Consider the following 21,882-nt stretch of genomic DNA (forward strand, 5'->3'; position numbering starts at 1 on the left):
CGGGGCCGCCCGGGGGACGGCCGCTACCAGGTGGGCGGGCTGGCGATGCTGCGTGCCACGACGTCGTCCAGGACCCGTACCGTCGTGGCGACATCGTGCTGGGAGTTGTCGATGATCGGCAGCCCCGAGCCGTACCAGCCGGCCATCCGTCCGTGGATCCGGGCCACCTCTTCGTCGGACAGCCGGCGGTTGCCGCTGCGCCGGGCATTGCGCTCCAGGACGATCTCCAGACCGGGCAGCAGCACCACCGGCAGCAGGCCGGGGCCGACATGCCGCTTCCAGCCGCCGAGGCCGACGACCGGGCGGTCGGGGAAGACGGCGTCGTCGAGGATGCAGGAGATGCCGTTGGCCAGGAAGTTGCGGGCCGCGAAGCCGCAGGTACGGCGGGCGAGGCGGTACTGCGCCTCGGAGTGGTCGTTCCAGCCGGCCTGCGGGTCGGCGAAGCCGGCACGGACCCATTCGCGGACGTCGTCGAGGCTGATGTGGGCGGTCGGCACCCGCCGGGTGTCGGCCCAGTGGCGCGCGACGCTGGTCTTGCCGGCGCCGGCCGGGCCGATGAGGAGCACGGCGACGGCCGTGTGCGCGGCGTCCGGGGCCGCGGTGTCGGCCGGCGGGCTGGGCACGGGCACCGGGGCGCCCACGGGCAGCCGGATCTGACCGGTGACGTCGTTGCCGGGGGCGGGCGGCGCGGGCTGCTGGGGCGCGGGCGGGTGCCAGCCCTGCTGCGGGGCGGGCTGCGGCACGGGCGGAGGCGGGGCCGCGGGGGCCGGCGACGAGGGGGGCGGGCCGGGCTGCCCCGGGTGGGGCGTCCAATGCATGGCGGCCCCGGGTCCTGATGCCTGCCCGCGGGGCGGCGGCAGCGGAGCCCCCACTGCGTAGTGCATCCGGTGGCTCTCCGTCTCGTGCGGTCGATGTGGTGCGTGGCTCCCCCGGCGCACGCCGGTGAAGCCCGAGCGCCGGGCCGTCTGCCCGTGCTCCGTGCGGTAACCCACCGGCGCGGAGGGGCCGTTGTGCCCCACGGCTCGGTGGGTGGTGCTGCTGCGAACGGTACCCTCCCGGGCCCGTTGACAGGAGAGATCCCTGCCCCGGCGCTCAGCACATGAACGGCCGGGGCGGCACGGAAGTGCCCTGGTGGCGGGTCGGATGTGCGGGCGGGCGGCGCCGGGAGCGGGGCAGGCAGGGGCCGGGGGACGAAGTGCCCCGGCCCGGCGCGTGCGGGACGCGACGGGAGCGGGGCGCGGGCCCGCCGGAGCCCGGGAGGCCGGAGCCGGGCCCCGGCGCGGTGCCGTATCGGCGCGCCGGGGCGGGCGGTTCAGGCCGCAATCTCGGCGTGCGCGGCGAGCAGCATGGCCGGGTCCGGGCCCTCCAGCACGGTCGGCTTGGCCAGGCCGTCCAGGACGATGAAGCGCAGCCGGTCGCCGCGGGACTTCTTGTCGACCTTCATCGTCTCCAGCAGCTTGGGCCACTGGTCGCCGCGGTAGGTCAACGGCAGCCCGACGGCCTCCAGAACCGTGCGGTGCCGGTCGGCGGTGGCGTCGTCCAGGCGGCCGGCGATCCGGCCCAGCTCGGCGGCGAAGACCATGCCGACGGAGACGGCCGCGCCGTGCCGCCAGTTGTAGCGCTCGTTCTTCTCGATGGCGTGCGCCAGGGTGTGGCCGTAGTTGAGGATCTCGCGCAGGCCGGACTCCTTGAGGTCGGCGGAGACCACCTCGGCCTTGACCCGGATCGCCCGCTCGATCAGCTCGGCGGTGTGCGCCCCGTCCGGGCGCTTGGCGCCCTCGGGGTCCGACTCGATGAGGTCGAGGATCGCCGGGTCGGCGATGAAGCCGGCCTTGATGACCTCGGCGAGACCGGAGACGTAGTCGTTGACCGGCAGCGAGTCGAGCGCGGCCAGGTCGCAGAGCACCCCGGCCGGCGGGTGGAAGGCGCCGACGAGGTTCTTGCCCTCGGCGGTGTTGATGCCGGTCTTGCCGCCGACCGCCGCGTCCACCATGCCCAGGACCGTGGTGGGCACCGCGATCCAGCGCACCCCGCGCAGCCAGGTCGCGGCGACGAAACCGGCCAGGTCGGTGGTGGCGCCGCCGCCGACGCCGACGAGCACATCGCTGCGGGTGAAGCCGGACTGGCCGAGCGCCTTCCAGCAGTACGCCGCGACCTCGGCCGTCTTGGACTCCTCGGCGTTCGGCAGCTGGATGGCGATCGCCTCGTAGCCCTGGGAGGCCAGGTCCTCGCGCAGCGCCTCACCCGTGGCGGCCAGCGCCTCCGGGTGCAGCACGGCGACCCTCTTGGCGCCCTCGCCGATCAGGCCCGGGAGTTCGCCGAGCAGCTGCCGCCCGACGAGCACCTCGTACGGGTCGGTGCCCGCCGTGCCGCCGACCTGGATACGGGTGGCCTGCTCCGTCATGCCTGTTCCTCCCTGTGGGCGGCCCGCGGGGCGTCGTCCGCCCCGGCCGGCCGAAGCTCCAAAGCGTCCAGGATCGCCTCGGCGACCTGCTCGGGGGTGCGCTCCCCCGTTTCGATCACGGCGCGCGCGACCTGTGTGTACAGCGGGCGGCGGCGCTCCATCAGCTCGCGCCACTGCTTGCGCGGGTTGACGGCCAGCAGCGGGCGGGGCGCGTCCAGGCCCACCCGCTTGACGGCGTCGGCGAGCTGCACGTCCAGGAAGATCACCGGCAGCCCCGTGAGCAGCGCGCGGGTGCCGTCGTCCAGGATGGCGCCGCCGCCGAGCGAGAGCACCCCCGGGTGCGTCTCCAGGGCGCTGCGCACGGCCGCCCGCTCCAGCTCACGGAAGTGCGTCTCGCCCTGGTCGATGAAGATCTCGGCGATCGGCCGGCCGGCCGTGGCGACGACATCCGCGTCGGTGTCGCGGTAGCCGACGCCCAGCCGCTCGGCGAGCAGCGCGCCCACCGTGGACTTGCCGGCCCCGGGCGGGCCGATCAGTACGACGGCCGGCGACGTCACTTGATCGCCAGGTTGTCGAGGTAGCCGCGCACGTTGCGGCGGGTCTCGGGCACGCTGTCGCCGCCGAACTTCTCCACCAGCGCGTCGGCCAGCACGAGCGCCACCATGGCCTCGGCGACGATGCCGGCGGCCGGCACGGCGCAGACGTCCGAGCGCTGGTGGTGCGCCTTGGTCGCCTCGCCGGTGCTCACGTCGATGGTGGCCAGCGCCCGCGGCACCGTCGCGATGGGCTTCATCGCGGCGCGCACCCGCAGCAGTTCGCCGGTGGTCAGCCCGCCCTCGGTGCCGCCGGAGCGGCCCGTGCTGCGCTTGATCCCGTCGTCGGTGGAGACGATCTCGTCGTGTGCCTTCGAGCCCGGCACCCGGGCCAGGTCGAAGCCGTCGCCGACCTCGACACCCTTGATCGCCTGGATGCCCATGAGGGCCGCGGCCAGCCGGGCGTCCAACCGCCGGTCCCAGTGGACGTGCGAACCGAGCCCCACGGGCACGCCGTAGGCCAGCACCTCGACCACGCCGCCGAGGGTGTCGCCGTCCTTGTGGGCCTGGTCGATCTCGGCGACCATCGCCTTGCTCGCGTCGGCGTCCAGGCAGCGCACCGGGTCGGCGTCCAGCTTCTCGACGTCGGAGGGCTTGGGGTAGCTCCCGTACGGCGCCTTGGCGGCGGCCAGCTCCACGACGTGCGAGACGATCTCGATGCCGGCCGCCTCCTTGAGGAAGGACCGGGCGACGGCGCCCAGCGCGACCCGGGCGGCGGTCTCGCGGGCCGAGGCGCGCTCCAGGACCGGACGGGCCTCGTCGAAGCCGTACTTCTGCATGCCGGCGAGGTCGGCGTGGCCGGGGCGGGGGCGGGTCAGCGGCGCGTTACGGGCCAGCGCGTCCAGCACCTCCTGGTCCACCGGGTCGGCCGCCATCACCTGCTCCCACTTGGGCCACTCGGTGTTGCCGACCATCACGGCCACCGGCGAGCCGAGCGACAGACCGTGCCGCACCCCGCCGAGGAAGGTGACCTCGTCCTGCTCGAACTTCATCCGGGCACCGCGGCCATAGCCGAGCCGGCGCCTGGCCAGTGCGTCCGCCACCAGCTCCGTGGTGATCGGGACCCCGGCCGGAAGGCCCTCCAGCGTCGCCACGAGTGCGGGGCCGTGCGACTCCCCCGCCGTCAGCCAGCGCAACCTGCTCAACGGTGCTCCTCATGTACTGCTCATCCGCGTACGGTCTCCCCCCGATCCTCCCACGTCGCACCGACAGGGCGGCGCCCAGTCCAGGGTGCGGACCCGCCGGTGCGGGCGGGGGCCGGGCGGACCGGCCGGTCAGCGGGCGGCGAGGGCCGCCTCGCCGGCCCGGCGCATCGCGGCGAGCGGCGCCGGGGACCGTCCCGTCATCTGCTCCACCTGCAGGACGGCCTGGTGGACGAGCAGGTCGAGGCCACCGACCACGGCGCCGCCGCGGTCGGCCCAGGCCGCGGCCAGCGCCGTCGGCCAGGGCTCGTAGAGGACGTCGAAGAGGGTGCCGGGCCGCGCGGGGACGGCGACGGCGAGCGCGTCGGTGGTGCCCGCCGGGGTGGTGGCGATGGTCAGCGGCGCCTCGAAGGCCGCGGCGGCGTCCTCCCAGGGGGCGGTGCTGACGGGGACGCCGAGCCGCTCGCCCCAGCCGCGCATCTGGGCGGCGCGGGCGTCGCTGCGGACGTACGCGGTGACCTCGCCGGTGCAGATCCGGGCGAGGGCGGCGAGCGCCGAGGAGGCGGTGGCGCCGGCGCCCAGTACGGAGGCCCGATCGACCCGCTCGACGCCGCGCTCGCGCAGCGCGGCGAGCATGCCGGGGATGTCCGTGTTGTCGCCGAGGCGGCGCCCGTCGCCGGTGAGGACGACGGTGTTCACCGCCTCCACCGAGGCCGCGGTCGGGGTGATCTCGTCGAGCAGCGGGATCACCGCACGCTTGAGCGGCATGGTCAGCGACAGCCCCGCCCAGGTGGCGTCCAGGCGCTCCATGAAGGCGGGCAGGGCCGCTTCGTCCACGTCGTGACGGCCGTATGTCCAGTCGCCCAGGCCCAACTCCCGGTAGGCGGCGCGGTGCAGCACCGGAGAGAGGGAATGGGCGATCGGTGAGCCGAGCACCGCGGCTCGACGGATGGTGCTCATTACCTGGCTTTCTCGTGTTCCTTTTCGTAGATGCGCCGGTTGTGCTCATGCTGTTCGTTCGTCTCGGCGAACAGCGTCTTGTCCGGGCTGATCGAGACGAAGTAGTACCAGTTGCCCTTGGCCGGATCGATGGCCGACTTGAGCGCCACCTCGCCGGGGTTACCGATCGGACCCGGCGGCAGTCCCTTGAACTTGTAGGTGTTGTACGGGTCGTTGAAATTCCGCAGATTGTCGACGGACCCGGTGTCCAGGGTGCTCTGGGATTTCGCGTAGTTCACCGTCGAGTCGAAGTCCAGCAGACCGTAGGTCTCGGTGTTGTTCGGCTTGAGACGGTTGTAGACGACCCGTGCGACCTTGACGAAGTCGTGTTTGTACTTGCCCTCGGCCTGCGTGAGGCTGGCGACGGTCAGCAGCTGCATCGGCGAGGAGAGGTGGAGCTTTCGGGCATTACCCTCCAAGTCGTACCGCTGGTAGACCTGGTTGGCGCGCGCCACCATCTGCTTGAGCACCGCGGCCGGCTTGGCGTCACCGCCCACGCTGTAGGTGGACGGATAGAGGAAGCCCTCCAGCGGGTCCTTCATCTTCGAGGAATCGTTCGCCCAGGACGGCAGTCCGAGGTTCTTGCTCTCACTCTTGGCGACGCCCTTGGTCGTGCCCGCCTTGAGATGGAGCTTGGTGTCGATGAGTTTGTAGACCTCGGCGGAGCGCAGGCCTTCGCGGATCGTGAGGCCGTTACGGCTCTTGGGATCCAGCATCAGCTCGATGGCCGCGGCGCCCGACATCTTCCTGCGGAGGCTGTATGTCCCCGGTTGCAGGCTCTGCGCCTTTTTGTTCTCCCCGGCCGCCTCGGTGAAGGCGCCGGCGCTCTTGATGACGCCCTTTTTCTGGAGGATCTGACCCATTTCCAGAAGCGGTGAACCGTCCGGAATGTCGATCTGAATGGCGCCGGATCCCTCACCCTTGTAATCGGGGGCCGAGCCGAAGTGGCTCATGAAGAAGTCATAGCCGAAATATCCGACGGTGCCCGTGGCGCCGACGAAGAGCACGGCGACGACCAGACAGGCCCGGCCGCTGCGCCGCTTGTTCTTCTTGTTCCTCTTGCCGCGGCGGTCGCGCCCGCCCCGGCCGCCCTCGCGCGGATCGGGGTCGTCGCGATCGTCGTCCTCCTGATCCGCGAAGAACGCGTGCTCCCGCTCCGGCTCGCGCGGCTCCGGCGTGGCACGCCAGTCGTCACCGGGGCCCTCGTCGTAGTGCGGCTCCGGCTGCTGGGGCGGCTGGTACTGCGGCTGCGGTTGCGTCTGCTGCATCTGCTGGGCCTGCTGGGCCTGCTGGTGCAGTGGGTCCGGCTGTTGCTGCGGATAGGTGTCCGGCGTGCCGTAGTAGTCGTGGCTCGCGCCGCCGTACGGATCGGCCGGCCGGTGCTGCTGCCCGTAGGGGTCGTACGGGTCGTACGGCAGCTGCCCGCCCTGCGAGCCGTCCCAGCCCCCGTGGTACTGCTGCTGGGGGTAGGGGTCGGGCTGCTGCTGGGGGTGCGGGGCGGACTGCGGGCCGCCCCACTGGGGCTGCTGGGCCTGGCCTCCGTGAGGACCCTGCTCTCCGTAGAGCGGGTCCTCGGGGTGCCACGGTTCGGAGCCGTAGCCCCGGCCATACTCGGTCATCGATCCCCTAGAGCCGAGAGGCGGTGCGCTCCGGCCTGGCAGCGCGCTTGCTGTACCCGATCCGCCTCTACTTGCACGCGCGGCTGTTCGAACGCCGCACATCGCGCGGAACGTTACCGTACCGCGATCAGATGACCACTTCGACGCACTCTCCCGGAGGGGCCCCCGAGACGCGCTCGGTCTCCAGTGCGCTCTGCAGGATGACCACCGCGGCGGCCTGGTCGACCACCGAGCGGCCCTTCTTGCTCCGCACCCCCGAGGCCCGCAGACCCTGGGCCGCGGTCACCGTCGACATCCGCTCGTCGACCAGCCGGACCCCTACGGGTGCGACATTGCGGGCCAGCTCCTGGGCGAAGGCCCGGACCTTGGCCGCGGCCGGCCCCTCTCCCCCGTTGAGGGAGCGGGGCAGACCGACCACGACTTCGAGGGGCTCGTACTCCTCGACGATCGCCTTCAGCCGGCGGTGCGCTGACGGGACATCACGCCCCGGGACGGTCTCCACGGGGGTGGCGAGGACCCCGTCGGGGTCGCACGAGGCGACCCCGATGCGGGCGTCCCCGACATCCACCGCGATGCGCCGGCCGCGTCGCATCTCCTTCACGCGCGTCAGGCCGCCTCGGCCACGAGGCGCTCGACGGCCGCCAGGGCCTCGGGCACCGCGGCGGCGTTCTGACCGCCGCCCTGGGCGACGTCGGGCTTGCCGCCGCCACCGCCGCCGAGCGTCTTGGCCGCGGCGCGGACCAGGTCACCGGCCTTGATGCCACGCTCACGGGCGGCCTCGTTGGTGGCGATGACCGTCAGCGGACGGCCGCCCGCCACCGTGAACAGGGCCACGACGGCGGGGTGGCCGCCCTGGATCCGGCCCCGGACGTCGAGCACCAGCTTGCGCAGGTCGTCGGCGGAGGTGCCGTCGGGGACCTGGCCGGCGGCCAGCGCCACGCCGTGGACGTCCCGGGCGCCCTCGGCCAGCCCGGCGGCGGCCTGGAGCACCTTCTCGGCGCGGAACCGCTCGATCTCCTTCTCGGCGTCCTTCAGCTTGGCCAGCACACCGGAGATCTTCTCCGGGAGCTCCTCCGGACGCCCCTTGACCAGCTCGGTGAGCTGGGAGACGACGGTGTGCTCACGGGCCAGGAACTTGTAGGCGTCCACGCCGACCAGCGCCTCGACGCGGCGCACACCGGAGCCGATGGAGGACTCGCCGAGCAGCTTCACCAGACCCAGCTGGGCGGTGTTGTGGACGTGGGTGCCGCCGCACAGCTCCTTGGAGAAGTCGCCGATGGTGACCACGCGGACCCGGTCGCCGTACTTCTCGCCGAACTCGGCGATGGCGCCCTGCTTCTTGGCGTCCTCCATGCTCATGACCTCGGCGTGCACGTCCAGCTCACGGGACAGCACGTCGTTGATCTTCTGCTCGACGTCGGTGAGTACCGTGCCGGGCACGGCGGCCGGCGAGCCGAAGTCGAAGCGGAAGCGGCCCGGGGAGTTCTCCGAACCGGCCTGGGCGGCCGTCGGGCCGAGGGCGTCGCGCAGCGCCTGGTGGGTGAGGTGGGTGGCGCTGTGGGCACGGGCGATGGCGCGGCGGCGGGTGACGTCGATGGTGGCGTACCCGGCGGAGCCGAGCACCACCTCGCCGACCTGCACGACGCCCTTGTGGACCGTGACGCCGGGCACCGGCTGCTGGACGTCGCGGACCTCGACGACGGCGCCGGAGTCCAGCTTGATCCGGCCGGTGTCGGCGAGCTGGCCGCCGCCCTCGGCGTAGAAGGGGGTGCGGTCCAGGACGACCTCGACCTCGTCACCCTCATGGGCGGCGGGCGCGGGCACGCCGTTGACCAGCAGGCCGACGACGGCGGACTCGCCCTCGGTGGCGCTGTAGCCGGTGAATTCCGTGGCGCCGGACTTGTCGGCGACCTCGCGGTAGGCCGACAGGTCGGCGTGGCCGCTCTTCTTGGCCTGGGCGTCGGCCTTGGCGCGGTCCCGCTGCTCCTTCATCAGGCGGCGGAAGCCGTCCTCGTCCACCGAAAGGCCCTGCTCGGCGGCCATTTCGAGGGTGAGGTCGATCGGGAAGCCCCAGGTGTCGTGGAGCAGGAACGCCTTGTCGCCGGGCAGGACCTTTCCGCCGGTGGCCTTGGTGTCGGTGACGGCGGTGTCGAGGATGTTGGTGCCGGCCTTCAGCGTCTTGACGAAGGCGGCCTCCTCGGCGAGGGCGACCGTCTCGATGCGGCGGCGGTCCTCCAGCAGCTCCGGGTACTGCTGGCCCATGGTCTTGATGACCACGTCCAGCAACTCGCCGACGACCAGACCGCTCGCGCCGAGCAGGCGCATGTTGCGGATGGCGCGGCGCATGATGCGGCGCAGGACGTAGCCGCGGCCCTCGTTGCCGGGGGTGACGCCGTCGCCGATGAGCATCGTGGACGTACGGATGTGGTCGGCGACCACGCGCAGCGAGACATCGGTGGCGTCCGAGGCGCCGTAGCGCACGCCGGAGAGCTCGGTGGCCTTGTCGATGACGACACGGAGGGTGTCCGTCTCGTACATGTTCGGGACGTCCTGCAGGATCATCGCCAGGCGTTCGAGGCCGAGCCCGGTGTCGATGTTCTTGCTGGGCAGCTCACCGAGGATGTCGAAATCCTCCTTGGAGGTGCCCGCACCCCGCTCGTACTGCATGAAGACCAGGTTCCAGATCTCCACGTACCGCTCGTCGTTGACGGCCGGGCCGCCCTCGACGCCGAACTCCGGGCCGCGGTCGTAGTTGATCTCGGAGCACGGGCCGCACGGGCCCGGGACGCCCATGGACCAGTAGTTCTCCGACTTGCCCAGGCGCTGGATGCGCTCCTTCGGCACGCCGACGACCTCGTGCCAGATGCGCTCGGCCTCGTCGTCGTCGAGGTAGACGGTGATCCAGAGCTTTTCCGGGTCGAGGCCGTAGCCACCGTCGGCCTGGGAGCCGGTCAGCAGCTCCCAGGCGTAGGTGATGGCGCCTTCCTTGAAGTAGTCGCCGAAGGAGAAGTTGCCGCACATCTGGAAGAACGTGCCGTGCCGGGTGGTCTTGCCGACCTCTTCGATGTCCGGCGTACGGACGCACTTCTGGACGCTGGTGGCACGCGCGGCGGGCGGCTTGACCTCACCGAGGAAGTACGGCTTGAAGGGGACCATGCCCGCGTTGACGAGCAGCAGCGTCGGGTCGTCCGCGATGAGCGACGCAGACGGCACGACGGTGTGCCCGCGCTCCTCGAAGAAGCGCAGCCAGCGGCGGCGGATTTCAGCCGACTCCATCAGTGGTCCTCTTTTCCAGTCGGTCCGGTCAGACCGGTGTGTCCGGTTGTTCTCGTGGTGCGGTACTGCGGTTCGAGCACCGCGCGGCGGGGCGCCGGCAGCTCGCGCGCCTCGACCGTCTCGCCGATTCCGAGGGCTTCGTGCAGCTGCTCTTCACGGTCCGCCATTCCGGTCCGTACGTCCAATGCGAATTGGCGCAGCCGGTGTCCGGTCTCGACCGCCTTGTCCGCGGCCTGCGCGGCGAGGCTGTCGGGCTGCAGCTTGCGCAGCTTGCGGTGGACCTTGTTGGTGGCCCACACCCCGGCGGCGGCGCCGGTGGTGAACCAGAATGCGCGGCGGAACATCGCGGTGATCAGTCCTTGGAGCGGCGGTTGCGGCGCCCGCGGCGGGCGCCGGGCAGGGTACGGCCGGGGATGACGGTGCGCCGCGGCGCCGGTTCGCCCTTCTTGCCGATCGCCTGGCGCACCCCGTAGCCGAAGGCCGCCACCTTGACCAGCGGGCCCCCGAAGGCGGAGGAGACGGTCGAGGAGAGCGCGGAGGCGTTCGCGGTGACCTCTTGGACATCGGCGGCGATCGCGTCGACGCGGGCCAGCTGGGAGTGCGCGGAGCGGACGGTCGCGGACGCGTCGGCGAGGAGGGGTACGGCCTTCTCCGACACCTCGGCGACCATCTTGGTGGTCGCCTTGAGCGTCTGCGCGAGCCTCACCAGCACGAGGGCGAGGAACGACACGAGGATCGCCCAGAAGACGGCCACGAGGATCCCGGCCACCTCTCCACCGGACACGTTGGCACCACTCTCCGACTGCTCTGGTCTGGTTTCGTCCTGCTCGGACGGCAACCTCGACCTTATCGCGCCGCGACGCCCGGCCCGCACCCGCGTTCCCGGTGGCGCGCAGCGGATCCCGGATGATTCCGGCAGCGTGATTGTACGGTCCGCATCCCGCCGAGTACGCTCCGTGTGCCATGCGACGCCTCACGCGCCCCGGTCCCGCCGTCCGCCCCTCCCCCGAGCCTCTCCGGGCGCCGGGCAGGCCCGGGAATCTCCCCGCGGAACTCAACCGCTTCATCGGCCGCGCCGACGAACTGGCCGCGCTGGCACGGGAGCTGGAATCCGCCCGGCTCGTGACCGTCACGGGCGTCGGCGGCGTCGGGAAGTCCCGCCTCGCCGGGCATCTCGCCGCGAGCTTGCAGGATCGCTTCTGCGATGGGGTGTGGCTGGTCGAACTGGCCTCGTTGCGCGAGGCACATCTGGTGGACCACGCCGTCGCCGAGGTCCTGGCGCCGGCCGGCCTCGCCGGCCGCCCGGTGCGGGCCGCGCTGTGCGAGCGGCTGGCCGACCGTGAACTGCTGCTCGTCCTCGACGGCTACGAGCACCTGGTCGACGCCTGCGCCGGGCTGACCGCGGAGCTGCTGCGACGCGCCCCCGGGCTGCGGGTGCTGGCCGCCGGCCGCCGGCCACTGGGCCTCGGCGGCGAACGGACCGTGCCGCTCGCGCCGATGAACACCGCCGACGCGGCGGCCCTGTTCGCCGACCGAGCCGCCTCCGTCGTCGCCGGCTACACCGTCGGCCCGTCCGACGCGGCGGCCGTCGGCGAGCTCTGCGACCGGCTCGACGGCATTCCGCTCGCCCTGGAACTGGCGGCCGGCCGGCTGCGCGCGCTGTCCGTGGACCAGGTGCTGCGCCGGCTCGACGACCGCTTCCGGCTGCTGACCGGCACCCGCCCGCGGCACTCCCCCGGGCTCTCGGCCGACGCCCCGCCCCCGGCCTCGCCCCGGCCGGGGAACCTTGCCGTGCAGGGCGGACCACCGGCCCGCCACCAGACCCTGCGCACCGCGATCGGCTGGAGCCACGAGCTGTGCACCCCCGCCGAACGGCTGCTGTGGGCGCGGCTGTCGGTCTTCGCCGGGCAGTTCGACCTGGAGGCGGCCGAGTACGTCTGCTCCGGCCCGGAGCTGCCGGCCGATGAACTCCTGGACGTCCTCGCGGAGTTGGTGGCCCAGTCGGTCCTGGTGCGCGAGGAGACCCCGGCCGGGGTGCGCTACCGGATGCTGGACACCGTGCGGGCCTACGGCGCGGAATGGCTGACGGCGACCGGCGACGCCGACCGGCTGCGGCGCCGGCACCGCGACTGGTATCTGGGGCTGGCCACCTGGTGCGAGCTGGACTGGTTCAGCCCCCGGCAGGCCGAGATCGCGGCCCGGATCGAGGCCGAACTGCCCAATCTGCGGGTGGCGCTGGAGCAGAGCATGCAGAGCCCCGGCGATTCGCACCTGGGCCAGTATCTGGCCGGAACCCTGTGGTTCTACTGGGTGGCCTGCGGGCGGCTCGCGGAGGGCCGGCACTGGCTGGACCGGGCGCTGGAGCTGGAGAGCGAACACGACGACGCACGGATGAAGGCGCTGTGGGTGGCCGGTTATGTCGCGGTGCTCCAGGGGGACACGGTCGCGGCCCTGGGGTCCCTGCAGGAGTGCCGGGACGAGGCCGAGCGGACCGGCAACACCACCGCCGCCGCGTACGCGCTGCACCGCACCGGCTGTCTGGCGCTGGTCTGTGACGACATGCCGCGCGCCGAGCAGCTGCTGCGCCGGGCGCTGCGCCACTACCGGGAGATCGGCGAGCTCAACAGCACCGTGCTGATGGGGCAGGTGGAGCTGGCGATGGCGCTGACCTTCCAGGGCGAGCTGGCGGACGCGGTGCGGCTGTGCGAGGGCGTCCTGGAGGTGTGCGAGGACCACGGCGAGCGCTGGACGCTGGCGTACGCCCAGTTCGTGCTGGCCTACGCGGCCTGGTCGCACGGGGACGGCGGGCGGGCGCGGGCGCTGCTGGTCAAGTGCCTGGCCATCGAGCACTCCTTCCGCGATCTGCTGGGCGCGGTGCTGGCGATCGAGCTGCTGGCGCAGGTGACGCTGGGCGAGGGCGACGCGGCGGAGGCGGCGGTGCTGCAGGGCGCCGCGGGACGCCTCTGGTCCTCGGTCGGGCTGCCGCTGTTCGGCTCGCGCCACTTCCACCAGCCCCATGCGCGGTGCGCGGAGCAGGCGCGCGAGCGGCTGGGGTCCGAGCGCTACGAACACTGTCTGCGGGTGGGCGGGCGGCTCGATCTGGACGCGGCGGTGGCGCGGGCCCTGCGGTCCGCGGGCGCCGTCCCGGAGCGCCGTGCGGTGCGGCGCACGGCGTCGGGACAACACGAACCCGCCGCCTCCCCCTCCGCGAGCGGCGGGGAGACGGCGGGCTGAGCGTGGTGCTGCGCCTGCGGTGGTGCTTAGCGGGCGTAGTACTCGACGACGAGCTGCTCGTCGCAGATCACCGGGATCTCCTTGCGGTTCGGGTCCCGGTCGAGACGGAACGCCAGAGCCGGCAGGTTGACCTCGAGGTAGCGCGGGGTCTCACCGTCGGTGTCGTAGCCACCCTCGCGGGCAACCTGGAAGGGGTGCTTCTCGCGGCTGCGCTCGCGGACCATCACGACATCGCCGGGACGGACGCGGAAGGACGGCTTGTCGACCTTGCGGTCGTTCACCGAGATGTGGCCGTGGACGACCATCTGGCGGGCCTGGTAGATCGTGCGGGCGATGCCCGAACGCAGGACGAGCGCGTCCAGACGGCGCTCCAGCTCGATGATCAGCGCTTCGCCGGTCTTGCCTTCGACCTTCCGAGCGCGGTCGTAGGCACGCGCCATCTGGCGCTCGCTGATGTCGTACTGCGCACGCAGGCGCTGCTTCTCGAGCAGACGGACCTTGTAGTCACTGCTCTGCTTGCGGCCACGGCCGTGCTCGCCGGGCGGGTAGGGACGGGCCTCGAAGTACTTGACGGCCTTGGGCGTCAGCGCGATGCCGAGCGCGCGGGACTTCTTGACCTTGGGACGCGACTGGTTCACGTGGAACGGACCTCCGTGTAAGTTAGGTGAGGCTTACCTTAGCGCGAGGAGAACGCATGTTTCGACCTGGGATCCCCCAGCCCTGTGCAGATCGCACCGAGGCGGGTCAGCCGCGTCCCGTGGAAGACGCCCGGCAGCCCACTGCCGCCGAGCGCGTACGAACCCTCGTCGAGTCCCATGCTATGGCGTCACTGAGCATCCCCGGAATCGAGGACCCCGACGAGATCGGCCTCTCGGCACCCGTCTGCCGGACCGTGACACCCGGTGGAGACGTGCTGTTGCTGGTTCCTGGCGACTCCGCCGCCGCTCGGGCGGCCGCTCACGCGCAGGACGACGACGTGGCAGCCGTGATGGAGATCACGGACGTCGCCCCGGTTTCGGTCCCTCATCGCATCCGCGGACGGGCCTGGATCGCCGGCTGGCTCACCCCCGTACGCAATGAGCAGCGCGCCGAGGCCGCGATGCTGCTGGCGGAGCGGCACCCGGTGGGCGAGCTGCTCGGCATCGGCGAGGCGCTCCAGCCGGAGCCGGCGCCGGGCATGTACGGACGGGCCGCGTGGATGATGCTGCGCCTGGAGGTCGGTGAGGGCGCGGTGGACGATCTGTGGGGCGCCGAGCCCGTCGAGCCGGACGACTTCGCGGCGGCGGTGCCCGATCCGCTGGTCGCCCACGAGGCGGAGCTGCTCCAGCACCTGCACTCGGCGCACAGCGAGGAGGTACGTGGGCTGTGCGCCCTGCTGGGCGACCGCGAGGCGGTCTGCGGGCCGGGCGATCCGGCGGTGCCGGTGAGCCTGGACCGCTTCGGCCTGCGGGTCCGCTTCACCGATGCCGATCAGCGCTCGTTCGACGCCCGCTTCGACTTCCCGGACCCCGTGGGGGACGTGGCCGAGCTGCGGCGGGCGATGCACCGGCTCTTCGAGGCGGCGGGGGCCCGGTAGCCGCGGAGCGGCGGGCCGGGGTCAGTCGCTCGCGCCCTCGGTGCCGGTGCCGTGCAGCCGGGCGCGGACCCGCTCGGCGACGTCGGCGTAGCGGGCCTCGGCACCGTGCCGGGTCGGGGCGTAGTAGCGCTTGCCGTGCACCTCGTCCGGCGCGTACTGCTGGGCCGCGATGCCGCCCGGCAGGTCGTGCGGGTACTGATAGCCCTGGCCGTGGCCGAGCTTCTGCGCGCCCTGGTAGTGGCTGTCGCGCAGCGGGGGCGGGACCGCGCCCGCCTGACCGGCCCGCACGTCCGCCAGCGCGGCGTCGATCGCGAGATACGCGGCGTTGGACTTCGGCGCCAGGGCGAGCGCGATGGTGGCCTGGCTGAGGGTGATCCGCGCCTCCGGGAAGCCGATCAGCGCCACGGCCTGGGCCGCGGCGACCGCCGTCTGCAGCGCCGTCGGATCGGCCAGGCCGATGTCCTCGCTCGCCGAGATCATCAGCCGCCGGGCGATGAACCGCGGGTCCTCCCCCGCCTCGATCATGCGCGCGAGGTAATGCAGCGCGGCGTCGACGTCCGAGCCGCGGATGGACTTGATCAGCGCGCTGGCGACGTCGTAATGCTGGTCGCCGTCCCGGTCGTACTTCACCGCGGCCCGGTCGACGGACTCCTCCAGCGTCCGGAGGGTGATCTCCTTCTCGCCCTTGGCCAGCGCGGATCCGGCGCCGGCCTCCAGGGCCGTCAGCGCCCGCCGGGCGTCGCCGCCCGCGATGCGCAGCAGATGCGCCTCGGTGTCCTCGGGGAGGGTCACCGCGCCGGCCAGCCCGCGCGCGTCGGTCAGCGCACGGCGCAGCAGCCCGCGCAGATCCTCGTCCGTGAGGGGTTCGAGGGTCAGCAGCAGGGAGCGGGACAGCAGGGGCGAGATCACCGAGAAATACGGGTTCTCGGTCGTCGCGGCGATCAGGGTCACCCAGCGGTTCTCGACCGCGGGCAGCAGGGAATCCTGCTGGGCCTTGCTGAAGCGGTGGATCTCGTCGAGGAAGAGCACGGTCTCCTTGCCGTAGCCCCCCGAGGCCCGCCGGGCGCCGTCGATGACCGTACGGACCTCCTTGACGCCCGCCGTGATCGCCGACAGCTCCACGAAGCGCCGGTTCGTCGCCTGGCTGACGACATGGGCGAGGGTCGTCTTCCCGATGCCCGGCGGCCCCCACAGGAACACCGAGGACGGACCGGCAGGCCCGCCTCCCGCCCGTCGTCCGCCGGCGTCCTCCTCCGAGGCGCCCGAGGCCCCGCTGCCGCCGACGTCACCGACCAGCCGCCGCAGCGGCGAGCCCGGCTTGAGCAGATGCTGCTGGCCCACGACCTCGTCGAGGGTGCGCGGACGCATCCGCACGGCGAGCGGGGACCGCGAAGGGTCCTTCTCCTGGCGGTCTTCGGCAGCGGCGGTGAACAGATCGGGCTCCACGATCACGAGCCTAAGCCACCCCACCGACAACGCCCCGGGCGCCGTCATCGACGGCGGCCGGGGCGTCGGGCCCGCGGTGCGCGGGGCTCAGACCAAGGTGCTCCAGTACGACCACCAGTTGGTGAGGATCAGCAGGGTGATCACGCCGTACCAGAGCACCGGCAGCACCCAGTGGAACTCCAGCACCGCCCGGCGCACCCCGTCGGGGGCCGGGATGATGCCGTGCTTGAGGTTGTGCACGGTGGTGTACCAGAACATCAGGATGGTGACGCACCAGGTCAGCGTGCACCACAGGCACAGCGAGTTGATGCTGTACAGCGACTGGCTCATCAGCCACATGCAGAAGACCGTGGCGAGGCCGGTGCCGACGTTCAGCCCGATCCAGTACCAGCGGCGGAAGCGGGCGCCCGCCAGCAGGGCCGTCCCGATCGCGATCACCACACCGAAGCCGACCAGTCCGGCCATCGGGTTGGGGAAGCCGAAGACGTCCGCCTGCTTGCTCTGCATGACGTTGCCGCAGGAGATGATCGGGTTGAGGCTGCAGGCCGGCTTGAAGTTGGGGTCCTTCAGCAGCTCGAACTTGTCCAAGGTGATGACCCAGGCAGCCAGCAGACCCAGTGCACCGGTGATCACCAGGAGCAGCGCGAGCCCGCGGCCGGAGCCGGTGGCGGGCGCGCCGCTCGCGCGGTCGTCGTCGGTGGACACGTCGTCAAGCGCTGTCGTCGTCATATCGCCGTTCCGTCGATGCCTCGGGAGATGTGCCTCAGCGGCCGGGCCGGCTGGCGCGACCGCCGTTCATTCTGCCCCAACTCCACCATGACCCGCTGTGCGATGCACATAAAGACGACCGCCGCTCACACAGCGTTCTCAAAGGCTGGGCGCCGCGCCGGCCCGCCCCGCCGCCCGCCCGCGGGCCCGCCGCCGCCGTCACGGCGCCGCCGGAATCCCTCCGCGGGGATGAACGCGCGAGCGCGATTGACACCGCCCCTGGGCGGCACGAGGGCAGCGGAAGGGGCCCGGACGGCAGCTCGCCGTCCGGGCCCCTCAGCGTCTTTCCGCACGTCCGTCCGCGCGGTCAGCCCAGCATGCGCCGGATCTCCTCGGCCACGCCGTCCAGCGCGACCGCGCTCTGCTCGCCGCTCTCCAGGTCCTTGAGCTGCACGAGGCCCTCGGCCAGGTCCCGCTCCCCCGCGACGAGCGCCAGGCGCGCGCCGGAGCGGTTGGCGGACTTCATGGCGTTCTTCAGGCCCTTGCCGCCGAACGCGAAGTCGGTGGCGATGCCGGACCGGCGCAGCTCGGTGACCACGCCGAACAGCACCCGGCGGGCCTCCTCGCCGAGCGGTACCGCGTAGACGGCGGTGGCCGCCGGGATGTCGAGCGTGACGCCCTCCGCCTCCAGCGCCAGCACCGTACGGTCGACGCCCAGCGCCCAGCCGACGGACGGCAGCGCGGGGCCGCCGATCATCTCCGAGAGACCGTCGTAGCGGCCGCCGCCGCCCACCGCGGACTGCGAACCCAGGCCGTCGTGGACGAACTCGAAGGTCGTGCGGGTGTAGTAGTCCAAGCCGCGCACCAGCTTCTCGTCGTCCTCGAAGGCCACGCCCGCCGCGGTCAGCAGCTCGCGCACCTGCTCGTGGTACGCCTTGCAGGCCTCGCAGAGGTAGTCGCGGAGCCGGGGCGCCCCGTCCAGCTGCTTCTGCACCGCCTCGCGCTTGTCGTCCAGGACGCGCAGCGGGTTGATGTCGACCCGGCGCCGGGTGTCCTCGTCGAGGTCGAGCCCGCGCAGGAAGTCCTGCAGCGCGGTCCGGTAGACGGGGCGGCACTCCTGGTCGCCGAGGGAGTTGAGCAGGATGCGGAAGTTCCGCAGCCCCAGCGCGCGGTAGGCCTGGTCCGCCAGGATGATCAACTCGGCGTCCAGCGCCGGGTCCTCGGCGCCGATGGCCTCCGCGCCGACCTGGGAGAAGTGGCGGTAGCGGCCCTTCTGCGGACGCTCGTAGCGGTAGTACGAGCCGGAGTACCAGAGCTTGACGGGGAGGTTGCCGGCCTTGTGGAGGTTGGCCTCCAGCGCGGCGCGCAGCACGGACGCGGTGCCCTCGGGGCGCAGCGCGAGCCGGTCGCCGCCCTTGGTCTCGAAGGCGTACATCTCCTTGGTCACGATGTCGGTGGACTCACCGACACCGCGCGCGAACAGCTCGACGTTCTCGAAGCCGGGGGTCTCGATGTAGCCGTACCCGGAGTTCCGCAGCGGCGCGGAGATCGCCTCGCGCACCGCGAGGTACGTGGCGGACTGCGGCGGGATCAGGTCGTAGGTGCCCTTGGGGGCCTTGAAGGTGCTCACGGAAGCTCTCGTCACATTCCTCGTCGTGGAGCCGGGCTGAAGCCGTCTCCGCGGCCGGCGGCCACTTCCCGCAGGAAGGGGTTGGTGGCGCACTCGCGGCCGATGGTGGTCTGGGGGCCGTGGCCGGACAGGACGACGGTGGAGTCCTCCAGCGGCAGGCACACGCGGGCCAGCGACTCGAGGATCGCGCCGTGGTCGCCGCCCGGCAGATCGGTGCGTCCGATGGAGCCGGCGAAGAGCAGGTCGCCCGAGAAGAAGACCGGCGGAATGTCCGCCTGCTCGGGCAGTCCGAACGTCACCGACCCCTTGGTATGGCCCGGTGCGTGCGCGACGGAGAACTCCATCCCGGCGAGCTGCAGCGCGGCACCGTCGCTCAGCTCCTTGACGTCGTCGGGCTCCCCCACGGTCAGTTCGCCCATCAACTGCTGCCCGATGGAGCGGCCCAGGGCCTTCTCCGGGTCGCTCATCATGTAGCGGTCCTCGGGGTGGATCCAGGCCGGGACACCGTGGGCGCCGCACACCGGCACGACGGAGGCGACATGGTCGATGTGGCCATGGGTGAGAACGACCGCGACGGGCTTGAGCCGATGCTTCGCGACCGCGTCCTCGACTCCCTGGGCCGCTTGATGGCCCGGGTCGATGATGACGCACTCCTCACCGGCGGCGGGGGCGACCAAGTAGCAGTTGGTGCCCCAGGCCCCGGCGGGGAACCCGGCAATCAGCACGTTCGTCCTTAAAGGTCGGTAGGGAGGTCGGCAAGGAGTCGGTCCGCAGGGCCGCTCCCGGACATCTCGGCAGCTCCAGAGCCTACCGGCGGGACTCCCGGCAGGGCGAACCCGTATACGGTACGGCCACGGCGCATCACCACGATCGATGATCGGACAAGGAGACGACCGGTGGTCAGCAAGGATCAGCGGCGGCGGCAGCTCGCCCGGGAGAAGTTCGAGCGCCAGCAGCAACGGCGGTCCGCCGCCCAACGGAAGACCAAACGCCGCAATGTGATCGTCGCGTCCGCCGTCGCCGTCGCACTGGTCGCCGGCGGCGCCGTCTGGGCCTCCGTGGGACTGGCCGGCGGGACGTCCGACCGGGCCGCCGCCGACGAGGCCCCCTCGAAGGCCCCGGACCCCTGCGACCGGCCCGCGAAGGGCACGCCGTCGGCGAAGACCTGGCAGAAAGAGCCGGCGATGACGGTCGACACCTCGGCCGCCTACACCGCGAAGCTGGCGACGACCTGCGGCGCGATCACCCTGAAGCTGGACGCCGGCAAGGCCCCGCACACGGTCAACTCCTTCGCCTTCCTCGCCGCTCAGGGCTACTTCGACCACAGCAGGTGCCACCGGCTGGTCGACGAGGGCATCCACGTCCTGCAGTGCGGCGACCCCAAGGGCACCGGCCAGGGCACCCCCGGCTACACGATCCCGGACGAGAACCTCAAGGACCCCCGGCTCAAGGGCGGCGTCTATCCGGCGGGCACGGTCGCCATGGCCAACCGCTACGACGGCAAGAGCAAGGCGACCCGCGACACCGGCGGCAGCCAGTTCTTCCTCGTCTACCAGGACAGCAAGCTGCCGCCGAACTACACCCCGTTCGGCACGATCACCGGCGGTATGGACGTGCTGCGCAAGATCGCCGGTGCGGGTTCGCGGCTCGACCGGTCGATCGGCGCGACCGTGCCCAACGCCACCGTCGTGATCAACCGGGCGACCGTCACGAAGTCCTGACCGGCCCGGCTGCCGGGGGCGGCTCACCGCCGCCCCCGGTGCCCACCGTGGAATTCGGTCGCGCTGGATGCGGACAGCCGCGCGCCGTTCGCCTAGATTGGCGTTGTGAAGGGTGCCTGCTCCGACGGCTGCCACCCTCACCCGCACATCAGCCCGTCGGACCGGCCAGGGCGTGGCTCTGCCGGACAGAAACTGTGGACGATGCCGGGGGGCCGCACGCCCCCGTCGGCATCATGTGGAGGAGGCGCTGTGAGCAGCGACCCATGGGGCCGCGTCGATGAGACGGGGACCGTGTACGTGCGTACCGCCGACGGCGAGCAGGTCGTCGGATCGTGGCAGGCGGGAACTCCCGAGGAGGCCCTCGCCTACTTCGAGCGCAAGTATGAGGGCCTGGTCGTCGAGATCGGCCTCCTCGAGCGCCGGGTCAAGACCACCGACCTGTCGGCGAAGGACGCGACGACCGCGATCGAGCATCTGCGCACCCAGGTCGACGAACACCATGCGGTGGGCGACCTGGCGGCACTGCGGGTGCGGCTGGACAAGCTCGTCGAGGCCGTCGAGTCGCGCCGCGAGGAGCGCAAGGCCCAGAAGGCCAAGCAGAGCGACGAGGCCCGCCAGGCCAAGGAGAAGCTGGTCGTCGAGGCCGAGGAGCTGGCGGCCAGTGAGCAGTGGCGGGCGGCCGGTGAGCGGCTGCGCGGGCTGGTGGACACCTGGAAGGGCCTGCCGCGGCTCGACCGCAAGGCGGACGACGAGCTGTGGCACCGCTTCTCGCACGCCCGCTCGGCGTTCTCCAAGCGGCGCAAGGCGCACTTCGCGTCGCTGGACGCCCAGCGCGAGGAGTCCCGCAAGGCCAAGGAGAAGCTGGTCGGCGAGGCCGAGGCGCTGTCGGGCTCGACGGACTGGGGGGCCACCGCGGCCCGCTACCGCGAGCTGATGGCCGACTGGAAGGCCGCGGGCCGCGCCCAGCGCGAGCACGAGGACGATCTGTGGAACCGCTTCCGCGGCGCCCAGGACATCTTCTTCCAGGCGCGCGGTGAGGTCTTCGCGGAGCGCGACACCGAGCAGCGGGAGAATCTGACCCGCAAGGAGGAGCTGGCCGTGGAGGCCGAGAAGCTGCTCCCGGTCTCGGACCTGAAGACCGCCCGTGCCGCGTTCCGCGGGATCAACGAGCGGTGGGAGGCCATCGGCCACGTCCCCCGGGACGCCCGCCCGAAGATCGAGGGCCGGATGCACGCCGTCGAGCGCGCGCTCCAGGAGGCCGAGGAGAGCGAGTGGCGCCGCACGAACCCCGAGGCGCGGGCCCGCGCCGCGGGGCTCACCGGCCAGCTCCAGGACGCCGTCGACAAGCTGCAGAAGCAGATCGACACGGCGCGGGCGGCCGGCAACGACGCCAAGGCCGACAAGCTCGGCCGTGAGCTGGAGGGCCGCAAGGCGCTGCTGGACCAGGCGCTGAAGGGCCTGGAGGAGTTCGGCGGCTGAGCAGCCGCCACAGCGGTCGGCCCCGGTACGGATCTCCGTACCGGGGCCGACTGCT

19 protein-coding genes are annotated in these 21,882 nt (G+C 72.2%); 4 read left to right on the forward strand and 15 right to left on the reverse strand.

Annotated features, from left to right (window positions below; genetic code table 11):
• Positions 1 to 23: 23 nt before the first annotated feature.
• The 10 genes from ACQP17_RS06160 to ACQP17_RS06205 form a co-directional block, all read right to left on the reverse strand.
• Entirely contained in the window at positions 24 to 884 is an 861-nt protein-coding gene (locus tag ACQP17_RS06160; RefSeq protein WP_433855335.1) for a Pro-rich N-terminal domain-containing protein, read from the reverse strand.
• A gap of 428 nt (positions 885 to 1,312) precedes the next feature.
• Entirely contained in the window at positions 1,313 to 2,404 is a 1,092-nt protein-coding gene (aroB, locus tag ACQP17_RS06165; RefSeq protein WP_433855336.1) for a 3-dehydroquinate synthase, read from the reverse strand.
• A complete protein-coding gene (locus ACQP17_RS06170) occupies positions 2,401 to 2,961 on the reverse strand; it encodes a shikimate kinase (protein ID WP_433855337.1) in 561 nt (186 codons plus the stop codon). The genes aroB and ACQP17_RS06170 overlap by 4 nt, the downstream gene beginning before the upstream one ends.
• Positions 2,958 to 4,142 carry a chorismate synthase gene (aroC, locus tag ACQP17_RS06175; protein WP_433855338.1) on the reverse strand — a complete coding sequence of 395 codons (1,185 nt, stop codon included), beginning with the start codon at positions 4,140 to 4,142 and terminating at the stop codon, positions 2,958 to 2,960. Before aroC ends, ACQP17_RS06170 begins: the two co-directional genes overlap by 4 nt.
• A gap of 129 nt (positions 4,143 to 4,271) precedes the next feature.
• The gene (locus tag ACQP17_RS06180; RefSeq protein ID WP_433855339.1) at positions 4,272 to 5,099 is read right to left on the reverse strand and encodes a shikimate dehydrogenase; all 828 of its coding nucleotides are present in this window, start codon (positions 5,097 to 5,099) and stop codon (positions 4,272 to 4,274) included.
• Positions 5,099 to 6,757 (reverse strand): endolytic transglycosylase MltG, encoded by a 1,659-nt coding sequence (gene mltG, locus ACQP17_RS06185; protein ID WP_433855340.1) that lies wholly within the window; start codon positions 6,755 to 6,757, stop codon positions 5,099 to 5,101. The genes ACQP17_RS06180 and mltG overlap by 1 nt, the downstream gene beginning before the upstream one ends.
• A 127-nt stretch (positions 6,758 to 6,884) precedes the next feature.
• Positions 6,885 to 7,349, reverse strand: a complete 465-nt coding sequence (gene ruvX, locus ACQP17_RS06190; protein ID WP_364884816.1) for a Holliday junction resolvase RuvX — start codon at positions 7,347 to 7,349, stop codon at positions 6,885 to 6,887.
• Between the two features lie 14 nt (positions 7,350 to 7,363).
• Positions 7,364 to 10,033: an alanine--tRNA ligase gene (gene alaS / locus ACQP17_RS06195; RefSeq protein ID WP_433855341.1), complete on the reverse strand. Its 2,670-nt coding sequence runs from the start codon at positions 10,031 to 10,033 to the stop codon at positions 7,364 to 7,366.
• Positions 10,033 to 10,377, reverse strand: coding sequence for a DUF6167 family protein (locus ACQP17_RS06200; RefSeq protein WP_433855342.1), 345 nt, complete (start codon positions 10,375 to 10,377; stop codon positions 10,033 to 10,035). Before ACQP17_RS06200 ends, alaS begins: the two co-directional genes overlap by 1 nt.
• A gap of 8 nt (positions 10,378 to 10,385) precedes the next feature.
• A complete protein-coding gene (locus tag ACQP17_RS06205; protein WP_433855343.1) occupies positions 10,386 to 10,817 on the reverse strand; it encodes a DUF948 domain-containing protein in 432 nt (143 codons plus the stop codon).
• Between the two features lie 179 nt (positions 10,818 to 10,996).
• Between ACQP17_RS06205 and ACQP17_RS06210 the strand changes: the two genes are divergently transcribed.
• Positions 10,997 to 13,267 (forward strand): ATP-binding protein, encoded by a 2,271-nt coding sequence (locus tag ACQP17_RS06210; protein ID WP_433855344.1) that lies wholly within the window; start codon positions 10,997 to 10,999, stop codon positions 13,265 to 13,267.
• A 26-nt stretch (positions 13,268 to 13,293) separates the two neighbouring features.
• On the opposite strand, the gene rpsD is transcribed toward ACQP17_RS06210, so the two are convergent.
• Positions 13,294 to 13,905: a 30S ribosomal protein S4 gene (gene rpsD, locus ACQP17_RS06215; protein ID WP_030987289.1), complete on the reverse strand. Its 612-nt coding sequence runs from the start codon at positions 13,903 to 13,905 to the stop codon at positions 13,294 to 13,296.
• Positions 13,906 to 14,087: 182 nt separating this feature from the next.
• Here rpsD and ACQP17_RS06220 point away from each other — a divergent pair, with 182 nt between their 5' ends.
• Positions 14,088 to 14,843, forward strand: a complete 756-nt coding sequence (locus ACQP17_RS06220; RefSeq protein ID WP_433855345.1) for a DUF2470 domain-containing protein — start codon at positions 14,088 to 14,090, stop codon at positions 14,841 to 14,843.
• A gap of 21 nt (positions 14,844 to 14,864) precedes the next feature.
• On the opposite strand, the gene ACQP17_RS06225 is transcribed toward ACQP17_RS06220, so the two are convergent.
• From ACQP17_RS06225 to ACQP17_RS06240, 4 genes are all read right to left on the reverse strand, one after another.
• Entirely contained in the window at positions 14,865 to 16,289 is a 1,425-nt protein-coding gene (locus ACQP17_RS06225; protein ID WP_433855346.1) for a replication-associated recombination protein A, read from the reverse strand.
• 87 nt (positions 16,290 to 16,376) lie between these two features.
• Complete coding sequence (locus ACQP17_RS06230; RefSeq protein ID WP_433855347.1) at positions 16,377 to 17,018, reverse strand: vitamin K epoxide reductase family protein; 642 nt, start codon at positions 17,016 to 17,018, stop codon at positions 16,377 to 16,379.
• Between the two features lie 346 nt (positions 17,019 to 17,364).
• Positions 17,365 to 18,627 (reverse strand): histidine--tRNA ligase, encoded by a 1,263-nt coding sequence (gene hisS, locus ACQP17_RS06235; protein WP_364884761.1) that lies wholly within the window; start codon positions 18,625 to 18,627, stop codon positions 17,365 to 17,367.
• A gap of 11 nt (positions 18,628 to 18,638) precedes the next feature.
• Positions 18,639 to 19,352 carry an MBL fold metallo-hydrolase gene (locus tag ACQP17_RS06240; protein WP_433855348.1) on the reverse strand — a complete coding sequence of 238 codons (714 nt, stop codon included), beginning with the start codon at positions 19,350 to 19,352 and terminating at the stop codon, positions 18,639 to 18,641.
• Positions 19,353 to 19,523: 171 nt separating this feature from the next.
• Between ACQP17_RS06240 and ACQP17_RS06245 the strand changes: the two genes are divergently transcribed.
• Together ACQP17_RS06245 and ACQP17_RS06250 are read left to right on the forward strand one after the other, a co-directional pair.
• Positions 19,524 to 20,348 (forward strand): peptidylprolyl isomerase, encoded by an 825-nt coding sequence (locus ACQP17_RS06245; protein WP_433855349.1) that lies wholly within the window; start codon positions 19,524 to 19,526, stop codon positions 20,346 to 20,348.
• 249 nt (positions 20,349 to 20,597) lie between these two features.
• Positions 20,598 to 21,827 (forward strand): DUF349 domain-containing protein, encoded by a 1,230-nt coding sequence (locus ACQP17_RS06250; protein ID WP_433855350.1) that lies wholly within the window; start codon positions 20,598 to 20,600, stop codon positions 21,825 to 21,827.
• The last annotated feature ends 55 nt before the right edge of the window (positions 21,828 to 21,882 follow it).

This window comes from Streptomyces kronopolitis (assembly GCF_050953795.1).
Lineage (GTDB): Bacteria > Actinomycetota > Actinomycetes > Streptomycetales > Streptomycetaceae > Streptomyces > Streptomyces kronopolitis_A.

Excerpts from the sequence above, each read along its gene's own strand:
- ACQP17_RS06230 (WP_433855347.1), bottom strand. The coding sequence starts at position 17,018 with ATGACGACGACAGCGCTTGACGACGTGTCCACCGACGACGACCGCGCG.
- mltG (WP_433855340.1), bottom strand. The coding sequence starts at position 6,757 with ATGACCGAGTATGGCCGGGGCTACGGCTCCGAACCGTGGCACCCCGAG.
- ACQP17_RS06210 (WP_433855344.1), top strand. The coding sequence starts at position 10,997 with ATGCGACGCCTCACGCGCCCCGGTCCCGCCGTCCGCCCCTCCCCCGAG.
- ACQP17_RS06160 (WP_433855335.1), bottom strand. The coding sequence starts at position 884 with ATGCACTACGCAGTGGGGGCTCCGCTGCCGCCGCCCCGCGGGCAGGCA.
- ACQP17_RS06220 (WP_433855345.1), top strand. The coding sequence starts at position 14,088 with ATGGCGTCACTGAGCATCCCCGGAATCGAGGACCCCGACGAGATCGGC.
- alaS (WP_433855341.1), bottom strand. The coding sequence starts at position 10,033 with ATGGAGTCGGCTGAAATCCGCCGCCGCTGGCTGCGCTTCTTCGAGGAG.
- ruvX (WP_364884816.1), bottom strand. The coding sequence starts at position 7,349 with ATGCGACGCGGCCGGCGCATCGCGGTGGATGTCGGGGACGCCCGCATC.
- aroB (WP_433855336.1), bottom strand. The coding sequence starts at position 2,404 with ATGACGGAGCAGGCCACCCGTATCCAGGTCGGCGGCACGGCGGGCACC.
- ACQP17_RS06200 (WP_433855342.1), bottom strand. The coding sequence starts at position 10,377 with ATGTTCCGCCGCGCATTCTGGTTCACCACCGGCGCCGCCGCCGGGGTG.
- ACQP17_RS06180 (WP_433855339.1), bottom strand. The coding sequence starts at position 5,099 with ATGAGCACCATCCGTCGAGCCGCGGTGCTCGGCTCACCGATCGCCCAT.